At 73.3% G+C, this 1,346-nt stretch carries 1 protein-coding gene and 1 pseudogene; one reads left to right on the plus strand and one right to left on the minus strand.

What is annotated here, in order from left to right; genetic code table 11:
• A partial coding sequence (locus ACFVWD_RS58400; protein ID WP_389607319.1) for a cytochrome P450 occupies window positions 1-998 on the plus strand: 998 nt, incomplete at its 5' end.
• Window positions 999-1,064: 66 nt separating this feature from the next.
• Here the strand turns inward: ACFVWD_RS58400 and ACFVWD_RS58405 are convergent.
• Window positions 1,065-1,346: pseudogene (locus tag ACFVWD_RS58405) on the minus strand (acyl-CoA dehydrogenase); the annotation flags it as partial.

Here is a 1,346-nt window from a genome sequence, read left to right on the forward strand (position 1 = left end):
CCATGCTCTACAGCAACCCGCCCGACCACGGCCGGTTGCGCCAGGTGGTGAGCTTCGCGTTCACCCCGCCCAAGGTGCGCCGGATGCACGGGGTGATCGAGGAGATGACCGACCGGCTCCTCGACCGGATGGCGCGGCTCGGCTCCGACGGCTCCCCGGTCGACCTCGTCGCCGAGTTCGCCGCCCGGCTGCCCGTCGCGGTGATCAGCGAGATGATCGGCTTCCCGGAGAAGGACCAGGTGTGGTTCCGCGACATGGCCTCCCGGGTCGCCGTGGCGACGGACGGCTTCACCGACCCCGGCGCGCTCGCGGGGGCCGACGCCGCCATGGACGAGATGAGCGCCTACTTCGACGACCTCCTGGACCACCGCCGCCGCGTCCCCGCCGACGACCTGGTCACCCTGCTCGCCGAGGCCCACGACGGCTCCCCCCGGCGCCTGGACCACGACGAGCTGATGGGCACCATGATGGTGCTGCTCACGGCCGGGTTCGAGACCACGAGCTTCCTGATCGGCCACGGGGTGATGCTCGCCCTCGAACACCGGGCGTACGCGGCCCGGCTGCGGGCCGAACCGGACTTCGCCGACGGCTACGTCGAGGAGATCCTCCGGTTCGAGCCGCCGGTCCACGTCACCAGCCGGTGGGCTGCCGAGGACCTCGATCTGCTGGGCCTGCCCGTCCCTGCGGGCTCCAAGCTGGTCCTCATCCTGGCCGCCGCGAACCGGGATCCCGACCGCCACCGCGATCCCGGCCGCTTCGACCCCGACCGCTACGCGCCCCGCCGGGACGGCTCCGAGGCCGCCAGGCCGCTGAGCTTCGGCGCGGGCGGCCACTTCTGCCTGGGCGCTCCGCTGGCCCGCCTGGAGGCGCGGATCGCGCTGCCGCGGCTGCTGCGCCGGTTCCCGGAACTGACCGTCTCCCAGCCGCCCGTCTACCGCGACCGCTGGGTCGTCCGCGGCCTCGACACCTTCCCCGTGACCCTGAGCCCCGAGTCCTGAACCCCGGCTCCCGAGCACCCCGCCGGCCGGAACACGGCGACCGTCCCGGCCGGTGGTGCGCCCCTCTCAGACGTACAGGGTGTTGGGCCCCTGCCCGCACAGCACCCGGCCGTACAGCTCCAGGTTGGTGCTCGGGTTCATGAGCGCGTGCAGCGTGATGCTCTGGGCGTCGCGCTGCACGCGCTGGATCGGGACGTCGTTGTAGATCGAGGAACCGCCGCTCGCCTGCGCGAGGATGTCCACCGACTCCTTGCCCAGGCGGCAGGCCCGCCCCAGCAGGCCGCGGCACAGCACCCGCTCCTCCAGCGTCCAGGCCTCGCCCGAGGCCCCCGTGGAGTCGACCAGGTC

Origin of the sequence: Streptomyces sp. NPDC058086 (assembly GCF_042885015.1) — a bacterium.
Taxonomy (GTDB): domain Bacteria; phylum Actinomycetota; class Actinomycetes; order Streptomycetales; family Streptomycetaceae; genus Streptomyces.